The 7,971-nt window shown below is 67.0% G+C and carries 8 protein-coding genes; 2 read left to right on the forward strand and 6 right to left on the reverse strand.

Translation table 11 applies throughout. The features are described from left to right. A partial coding sequence (locus LK10_RS21940) for a PKD domain-containing protein (protein ID WP_197061935.1) occupies positions 1–857 on the reverse strand: 857 nt, incomplete at its 3' end. Between the two features lie 453 nt (positions 858–1,310). Here LK10_RS21940 and LK10_RS12885 point away from each other — a divergent pair. After that, a complete protein-coding gene (locus LK10_RS12885) occupies positions 1,311–2,255 on the forward strand; it encodes an alkaline phosphatase family protein (protein WP_197061936.1) in 945 nt (314 codons plus the stop codon). 147 nt (positions 2,256–2,402) lie between these two features. Here LK10_RS12885 and LK10_RS12890 read toward each other — a convergent pair whose 3' ends face one another. The 5 genes from LK10_RS12890 to LK10_RS12910 form a co-directional block, all read right to left on the reverse strand. Further along, positions 2,403–3,185, reverse strand: a complete 783-nt coding sequence (locus LK10_RS12890) for a permease prefix domain 1-containing protein (protein WP_043124340.1) — start codon at positions 3,183–3,185, stop codon at positions 2,403–2,405. After that, a complete protein-coding gene (locus LK10_RS12895; protein ID WP_043124343.1) occupies positions 3,182–3,505 on the reverse strand; it encodes a PadR family transcriptional regulator in 324 nt (107 codons plus the stop codon). The genes LK10_RS12890 and LK10_RS12895 overlap by 4 nt, the downstream gene beginning before the upstream one ends. 149 nt (positions 3,506–3,654) lie before the next feature. Next, positions 3,655–5,094 carry a hypothetical protein gene (locus tag LK10_RS12900; protein ID WP_052207309.1) on the reverse strand — a complete coding sequence of 480 codons (1,440 nt, stop codon included), beginning with the start codon at positions 5,092–5,094 and terminating at the stop codon, positions 3,655–3,657. Beyond that, positions 5,091–5,423 carry a helix-turn-helix domain-containing protein gene (locus LK10_RS12905; RefSeq protein ID WP_043124345.1) on the reverse strand — a complete coding sequence of 111 codons (333 nt, stop codon included), beginning with the start codon at positions 5,421–5,423 and terminating at the stop codon, positions 5,091–5,093. Before LK10_RS12905 ends, LK10_RS12900 begins: the two co-directional genes overlap by 4 nt. Then, the gene (locus tag LK10_RS12910; protein ID WP_081998512.1) at positions 5,420–6,556 is read right to left on the reverse strand and encodes a tyrosine-type recombinase/integrase; all 1,137 of its coding nucleotides are present in this window, start codon (positions 6,554–6,556) and stop codon (positions 5,420–5,422) included. Before LK10_RS12910 ends, LK10_RS12905 begins: the two co-directional genes overlap by 4 nt. An 850-nt stretch (positions 6,557–7,406) precedes the next feature. Here LK10_RS12910 and LK10_RS12915 point away from each other — a divergent pair. Then, entirely contained in the window at positions 7,407–7,799 is a 393-nt protein-coding gene (locus LK10_RS12915) for a hypothetical protein (RefSeq protein ID WP_043124348.1), read from the forward strand. The last annotated feature ends 172 nt before the right edge of the window (positions 7,800–7,971 follow it).

Below are 7,971 nucleotides of genomic sequence, written 5' to 3' on the forward strand. Positions count from 1 at the left end.
CCCGCCGCACTGTAGGTATGGGCCGGATTCTGGGCCGTCGACGTCGACCCGTCACCGAAGTCCCACGACCACGACGTCGGCGACCCCGTGGACGTGTCCGTGAACGACACCGCCAACGGCGCCGTCCCCGTCGTCGCAGACGCCGTGAACGAGGCCACCGGCGCCGCCGGCGTGCTCGCCCCGACACTCTTGACGATCAGATCGTCAATATACGTATCCTCCGCTTGGCTGACATGCTCAGCGCCGTTCATCACACTCGTCACCGACGTGGCCGAGGTGTTCACCGTCGCGCTCGAGTACAGGAGGGCGCCGTCGATCCAGACCTCCACGGTCGTCGTGGCCCCATTCGGAATCACGTGCATCGCCACGTGATGCCAGGTGCTCAAAGCAACAGCGGCGGTTCCTAGAGCAGCGTAGGTGTATGTCACACCGTCCGGTTGAAGGGAGCGCAGCCAGAGCTTGCCCGTGGTGTTGTCCCGATAGACGTCGACGAAGCGAGTGGTGCCCGAGAAGAAGCGGAAGTACGGCACGTTATTGCCCGATGCCCCACCTTGCGTGATGTTGAACCAGCCGTCGGCATAGACCTCCTTGGTCCCCGAGGGCAGCGGGGTGGAGAAATTCCCAACCGAAGTCGCATCTGAAGGCACGTGTATATACGCCGAGCACGCGCCGTCCTGCGCGAAGGCCGAGGAAACCGACACCGTCGCCGCACCCGTGGCCTGCACGGAGTACTTCGACAGACTTCCGGACTCGAAGTTGTCCGCCGTCACCACCGTGCCCGGGAAGCTGTCGCTCGGCGCGCTCGTCCCCGGCTGACACGTCACCGCCGCATACGCCGGCACGGCCAGGAACGACACGCCCCCCATCAAGGGCAACGCCAAAGTGACCGCAGCCCCCAGTACGCCAATTCTTTTCACCACACGCCTCCAACTCGTACTTGACCTACCGCACTTGAAAGGACGGCCGGAGGCAGTGTGATCCGGAAGTCGCGGCCGGTCGCCGACCCGACCCTTCCGAGGCCAACAACCCATGGCTTCTGTCTTGTGGTCATCCTTTGCACCCCACTCCGCCCCGTGCCGCGAACTGGGCCTTAGAGCAGGGCCGCAGCTGCATCTGTCTGGCCAATTTGACACAGCGGCATAGCATCCGCTACACGAACCGGTACTCGAATTTCCAGTCCCAAATGCTCCGGGCTACCTGCCCACTACTCATTGGACAAAGCAGTTCGCCGATCTCCCTTCACAGCGATTTCCCAGCAGCCCAACCGAGACTTTCCCAGCGTCTACGTCGACAGTGGTCAAATGGCACCTATGAGAATCGCCTCCGCGGTGCTGTCGGCAATGCTGGCCAGCTGCGTGCTGACCGCGTGCACGAGCAGCGGCGGGGGAGCGGCGCCCACCTCCTCAGCAGGAACGTCCGCGCCGTCGTCTGGCGAAAGTCCCAGTCTCACCCGAGCAGCCGGGGCATCCTCGACGGACCCGAGCCAGCTCCAGGCTTCCGGTTCGGTGCCTCGACCGTCCCACGTGGTGATCGTGGTCGAGGAGAATCATTCCTTCGGCAACATCATCGGCAATCCGGCCGCCCCGTACCTGAATTCACTCGCAACTCAGGGTGCCCTCTTCACCAATTCCGCTGGCGTCGCACATCCGAGTGAACCGAACTATCTCGCCCTCTTTTCGGGCTCTACTCAGGGGGTCACGGACGACTCTTGTCCGCACACCTTCACGGCTGGCAATCTCGGCGCGCAACTGGCGGCTGCCGGCGACACCTTCGCCGGCTACTCGGAAGGCCTCCCGGAAACCGGCTACTCCGGCTGCACATCCGGCGAATACGCCCGTCGGCATGCCCCTTGGACGAATTTTCCATCCGTCCCGGCATCCGCAAGCCTACCCTTCAGCAGTTTTCCGCAGGACTACAACAGCCTGCCTACCGTTTCGATCGTGATCCCCAACGTTGCCGACGACATGCATGACGGCACGGTCGCCGCCGCAGACACCTGGATGAAGGACAACCTCGACGGGTATGCGCAATGGGCCAAAGCGCACAACAGCCTGCTCGTCGTCACGTGGGACGAGGACGAGGATACGGCAGGCAATCACATCGCGACGATCTTCGAAGGTGCTCAGGTGAAGCCAGGGCAGTACAGCGAGCCGATCACCCACTACCGAGTCCTGCGCACCGTCGAGGCGGCCTACGGGTTGCCCGCACTAGGCCAAGCTGCAGACACTCAGCCCATAACCGACGTCTGGCGCTGATCAGCGTGGCCTATACCCGGACCTCTTTGGACTTCGTGGATGTCGAGCAGGCCGAACGAGGCGCCGTACAACACGTCCCGCGTGTCTCTGGGATCTGTAGGGGAGGGGAGTCAGCCCAGTTGAGCTGACCGCCCGTTGTCGAAATAGTCACGCAGCAGCTGCAGAGACGGGGCGTATGGTCCGGAGGAAACGGATGAGGAAGACGACGCCGAAGATCAGCGCCACCACGCCATCGGTGTAGAGCACGCCCTGCCCCCACACTCCACGAGCAATGCCGTTGGCTGCGCCGGCCGCGACGAGAGCGGCCCCGGCGCCGAGGAACGCCGTCGCTCCGATTGCGGCGACGACATTGCGAGGCAGGCGAGATGCGGTCCCGAGGGGATATCGCCGCGCCAACCGCAACATGGCGAGGATGACGCCGGCGACTACCAGGCCGATGATCGCGGCCGCAAGAACGAAGAGGAAGGAATCGTCGGAGCTCTCCATTGCGGCAGCGGTGTGACAGTTGCTCGCGCCCGGCTGGACCGCGAGCCAGTGTGCGCACTGCGCCGGGGTGAACTGGTAGCCAGTCGGCGCCCCATAGACCCACTGGACTGACGTCACGAGCGCTAGGCCGCGCGCGAGAAGCGCGGCCACACCGATCGCGGCGAAACCGTACACACCGAGCTGCGCCGCTGCGCGCACGAACGCGGCCAGCAGCGCGGCAGGCTTGCGGCGGTTGGACACCCTCGCAATCGTCGGCGCGTCACCGAAGGCCGCGATGGCTGCAGATTGCGCTGCGTCGGCGTCCATGCCGCCGCGCTCGAACGCGTCGGCGGAGTCGCGCAAGTGCGCCTCCGCCTCGCTGAGCATCCGGCGACGTTCTGCCGGCGTGCCCTCAAGGCGGTCGAGCATGTCGTCGAGATAGGTGTCAATGCGGTCGCTGGTCATGAGGATGCTCCCAACACTCGATTCATGCCGCTGGCGAAACGCCGCCAGTCGGCGGCTTGCCGATCCCGGGCGTCGCGCCCGGCGCCGCTGAGCTCATAGACACGGCGTCGCCGACCGCCGACCACATGCCACGAGCTCGTGATCAGACCGCGCGATTCAAGCCCATGCAGCGCCGGATAGACCGTGCCCTCGGCTAGAACGAACTCGCCGTCGCTGCGTTCTCGGATGCTCGCCGCGAGCTCGTAGCCGTGCGCCGGGCCAGCGGCGAGGGCAGCGAGCAGCAGGAGGTCGAGGTTCCCCTTGATCCGATCATGGGCCATACCTAGGAATTCTAGGCATGGCAGTTCTAGGTATCAAGAGGGGACTTGGGGGCATCCATCTCATCTTTTGGTGCTGGCCTGTCGTATTCGGGACCGGCGTATTCGCGGAAATGCCGCTGTGGCGGGCGCTTTCTCCCGGGACTGGCCGTCTATCTGTGCGTGACGTAGTCAGTGAACGTGGCGCCCGCATCGCGGCGGTGGCGGTCGGTGACGGTGTAGCTGTAGTCGAAGGCGCCGGCGACGACGGGGGCCGGCATTTCGAGCACGAGTGCGCGGAGCGCGGCGTTGCGGGCGCCGAGGAGGTCGATCCCGAGCTCGCGGAGCCGGTCCATAATCGAAGTCTGGTGCATGTGCTGCCCTGGCTGGGCGCCGGGGAAGAGCCAGGCCTGCCCGCGGTGGGATGAGGTGTTGGCGTTGGGCAGGGCGTCCAGATGGGCGCGGACGACGCCGTCGAACGGCGGCGGGATCTCGAGCCGGTCACCGCTGAAGGAGACAAGGATCGTGTCCTCGATGGCCTCGACCTGGTCCAATGTCATACGGGAGATGCGGGTGAGCGGCTGGGCGTAGAGCAGCAGGAAGAGCGCGATCGTGCGGTCGGCTGCCGTGATGGGAGCGGTCGGATCGGTGAGGGCGCGGATGTGATCGAGGCGCTGCTGCTGGCCGATGACCGGGGTGGTCTGGGCCGTGCGGTAGGGGAACTCCACGGATGGAATGTGTCCGTGCTCGACGGCCCAGCGGACAAAAGTGCGGGCGATGCTGCGGGTCGTGGGGCCGGTGGCGAGCCAATCGTCGACGTCGGCCTGGCTGCAGTCCCGGGGCATTGTTCCGCGTGTGACGAGATGGTTGAGGAATCCGATGGCCATGGTGGTGGACTGCTTGGCGGCCAGGAAGGTGCCCTTCTTGAGTTCGCCGCGGCGCTCGAGGTGGCGCATGCGGTTCAGGTGGACCCAGCGGGCGTACTGCCGTATGAGCCGGGCGTCGGCGGCAGGGAGGGCCTCGGCCTTGGATTCCAGCCAGTCCTGGAAGCGTTCGATGTCCAGGTTCACGCGCCCAAGGAGCCCGTGCTCGAGGCAGAGCTCGCGCAGGAAGGCGACCTTCTGGGGCACCGGGTGGTCCCGGAAGGTCTCGTGGGCGAGCGGTGCCCGGCGTTGGGCGATGTCCCGCAGGAGCTGTTCGGCGTGCCGGTTGACGGTGAGCCACGCTCTCGCGCTGCGGGCGTGCTTCTGGGTGGTCAGGGCCGCGAACAGGGGACGCAGGGGTGCTGCGATGCTCCCGGTGCCGTCATCGAGCAGGAGGGCCAGGTCGTCGGCGAGGCAGCAGTGGGCGCAGAGCCCTGTCCGGACCGGTTCGTCCTCTCGGCCGCAGCGGGTGCAGTGGAAGTCCTTGGGGATGCCGGCGCAGTCCGTGCAGGTCGGTTCGGCGTCGATGAGGCCGGGGAGGAGGCGGGGCTGGGAGCAGGCCGGGCAGGTTCCGTGGATCCGGGTTGCCCGCTGGTAGCAGCGGCGGCAGATGCGCCCCTCGGGCCAGGTGGTGGCGAACTTGACGCCGGTGCGGTCGCAGCGGGCGCAGGCTGCAGGCGGTGGGCTCATTCGGGTCGGTGGATCCGGGCCCTCACCGGTCGGACGGCGTCCTTCTTGGCGGTGCTGGCCTCGGTGCCGGTGAGGCGTTCGCGGGCGGGGACGGCGACGACGGTGGTGGGGCAGAGCTCTTCGAAGGTGCAGTCGAGTGCGTCCAGCAGCGCACCCAGGAGTGCGAGGTTCATCCGCTCGGGCTTGCCGCCGATCAGCCGGTAGATCTGCGAGGCGGACAGGGCCACGCCGCGGTCCTCGAGGTGGGGGATGAGGTCGGAGATGTTGTTCATCTCGCGTGCTGCCATCAGCTCGCGCAGCCGCCAGGCGTATTCGACGTGACGCTTCACAGTGCGGGCTCCTTGTTCGCGGCCATGGCTTCCCCGGCCATGCGGCTGATCGCGCCGTTGACGACGCGGGCGCGGTAGTCGGGGGAGAGGCCAGTGTAGATGGAGGTGGTCGAGGCGTGCTCGTGGCCGACCTGCTGCTGGATGAAGAACGCGTCGTAGCCGATCTCGACCAGGTGGGTGACGTAGGAGCGGCGCAGCGAGTGGAAGTCCAGGTCCTCGTCCAGGCCCGCGGCCCGCTTGACCTCGTTGAAGGCCCGGCTGAGCGAGTCCGCGGCGATGGCCGCGTTCCCGCGTTCGCTCGGCCACATCCCGGTCGAGCGGGGCGGGGCGTAGAGGGGACGGACCTCCTCGGTCCACTGCCTCACACACTCGACCGCCCAGTCGAACTCGGGCAGGGTCAGGACGCTGCGGCGCTTCGGGGGAGAGCCGCGCATGGCCTTCCCGTGCCGGACGTAGACGATCCCGGCATTCCCGAACTGGCGGGCCTGGGGGTTGGGGGCGAAGTCGACCAGGTCGAGCCGGCGGACCTCGTTCCGGCGCAGCCCCCACGCGTAGGCGACCTTCATGATGGTCGCGGTCCGGAACGCGGGTATCCAGCCCTTGGCCCCGGAGCGGCGGATCCGCAGCACGCGCTCGTCGGCGCAGTCGAAGAGGTCCTCGAGCTCGTCCCGTGTGTACGGGCGCTTGCCCGGGGAGCCGAGCGCGTCCTGGGCGTGGCGGGCGGTGTTCCACTCGTGAAAGACCTGTGCAGGGTGGTCCCCGAAGCGCTCCCAGCACTGCCTGCACCACCCGTAGGCCGGGTCCGTCAAGTACTCCAGGAACATCCGCAGCGCGTTCTGATAGCCCAGCACCGTCGAGCGCGCCGCGCCCTTCAGGGCCCGCAGCTCGAGGAAGAACTCATCCACCGTCCCCGCGGTCCACTCCCACGGATAGGCCCCGGCGAACTCCCGGAAGCGCACCACCGTGCCGCGGCGGGCCTCGACCGTGCCCGCAGAGAGGTTCCGGGCGAACTGCTGGGCCGCCCAGCCCTGGAGCATCTCCGTCCACACCGTCTCGGCCTCGTTCAGCAGCCCCGCGCCGGAGCGCAGCACCAGCGGCACGGCACCCGCAGGGACGCTCTCGGTTGTTCGCATAATACGCGAAAGCCTCGCATGAAATGCGAATATCGGCCAAATCGGCAGAGAAACCGCAGGTCAGCGCCGTATTCGTCCACGCCTGCCTGATGGTCCGCAGCCTCGAGGAGCCGCAGCCCGCCCATCAGAGAGAGCCGCCCTCACGGCGCTAATAGAGGGGAGTCGTCCGCGCTGGCGTATTCGCATCTGCTGCGAACATGTCATCCTCTACTTGACATAATGCTGATTATCGGCGAACGGGTAGGACGAGTCGAAACAGGTGCGAGCACACGTTCCTGCGCAGCAAGCACCGATTCAGGTGGTTCCATGGCGATCTGCTGTCGCCGCGGGACCGCGCCGCGGCCATCCTCGTCATCGTCTTCGGCCAGCAGATCGAACACGTTACCGCCCTCGCCTGGACGACGTCGCCGTCGCCAACGAGCTCGTCACCGTCCGCCTCGGCGGCATCGAGATCGCCTCCCGGCCCCGCTCGACGCCCCCTGACGCCATCTCGCAACCGACTCGGGCCGCGGCCTGACCGCGGCACACCCGAACAGCAACTGGGTCTTCCGCGGGACCTCCCCCGGCCGGCACCTCAGCTCCGGGCCTGCGGCAGGGCCTCCGAGCCATTTTCAGCGCCCGCGCCGCTCGGCTATTCACCCGCCACCATCGAACGCCACGCCACCGACTCCGCCGCGGCCTACGCCAATACGTCGCCGCCAGACATCGTTTGTAGACCAGCTGAAACTGGCCAGGAAAAACAACGACAACTCGTCCTACTCCAACACAGCTCTCTGCCAGTTCCCAGCCTGTGATATGGGGTGGGATTAAGGCCTTGATTCGTGTTGGTCCCAGATGGGAGCATGGGTGCATGACAGCAGTTGCAGGAGCCCGCGGGGGACTGAAGGCGCACCAGGACTCCATCAGGCTTCCCGAGGCCGAGCTGGTCCGGGACCTCAGGGACATCCTCGGCGCGAAGCTCGTCGCATACATCGGCTCCGTGAAGGAGACCCGCGCAGTGCGCCAGTGGGCCGACGGCGAGCGGAGGCCCTCGGCCGAGGTGATGATGCGGCTGCGCCATGCCTACCATGTCGCAGCGTTGCTGGCCGAGCGCGACTCCAGAGCGGTGGTCCAGGCATGGTTCCAGGGCATGAACCCCCAGTTGGACGACGTCCCGCCGGCGCGGCTGCTGCGCGAGGGCCAGCTCGACGAGGCCGCGCAGGCGGTCCTCGCCGCCGCCCGGGCTTTCGCTGCGGCAGGCTGACGGGTGGGCCTCGGACACCAACTGGCAACGGCCACTGCAGACGCCCGGGTATGGCGCATCGGCTTCCGCCCGGAGCCGTGGGCGTGGAGCGGCTGGGAATGGGCGACCGACGGCAGGTTCCCTGGTCGGTGGGACGACCTGCATGGGAACTTCCGTACCGTCTACGCTGGCT

It is taken from the genome of Sinomonas humi (genome assembly GCF_000802235.1).
GTDB lineage: Bacteria > Actinomycetota > Actinomycetes > Actinomycetales > Micrococcaceae > Sinomonas > Sinomonas humi.

What these genes read in the sequence shown, in the direction of transcription:
- LK10_RS12885 (WP_197061936.1), top strand. Translation starts at nt 1,311, where the DNA reads ATGAGAATCGCCTCCGCGGTGCTGTCGGCAATGCTGGCCAGCTGCGTG.
- LK10_RS12890 (WP_043124340.1), bottom strand. Translation starts at nt 3,185, where the DNA reads ATGACCAGCGACCGCATTGACACCTATCTCGACGACATGCTCGACCGC.
- LK10_RS12895 (WP_043124343.1), bottom strand. Translation starts at nt 3,505, where the DNA reads ATGGCCCATGATCGGATCAAGGGGAACCTCGACCTCCTGCTGCTCGCT.
- LK10_RS12900 (WP_052207309.1), bottom strand. Translation starts at nt 5,094, where the DNA reads ATGAGCCCACCGCCTGCAGCCTGCGCCCGCTGCGACCGCACCGGCGTC.
- LK10_RS12910 (WP_081998512.1), bottom strand. Translation starts at nt 6,556, where the DNA reads ATGCGAACAACCGAGAGCGTCCCTGCGGGTGCCGTGCCGCTGGTGCTG.
- LK10_RS12915 (WP_043124348.1), top strand. Translation starts at nt 7,407, where the DNA reads ATGACAGCAGTTGCAGGAGCCCGCGGGGGACTGAAGGCGCACCAGGAC.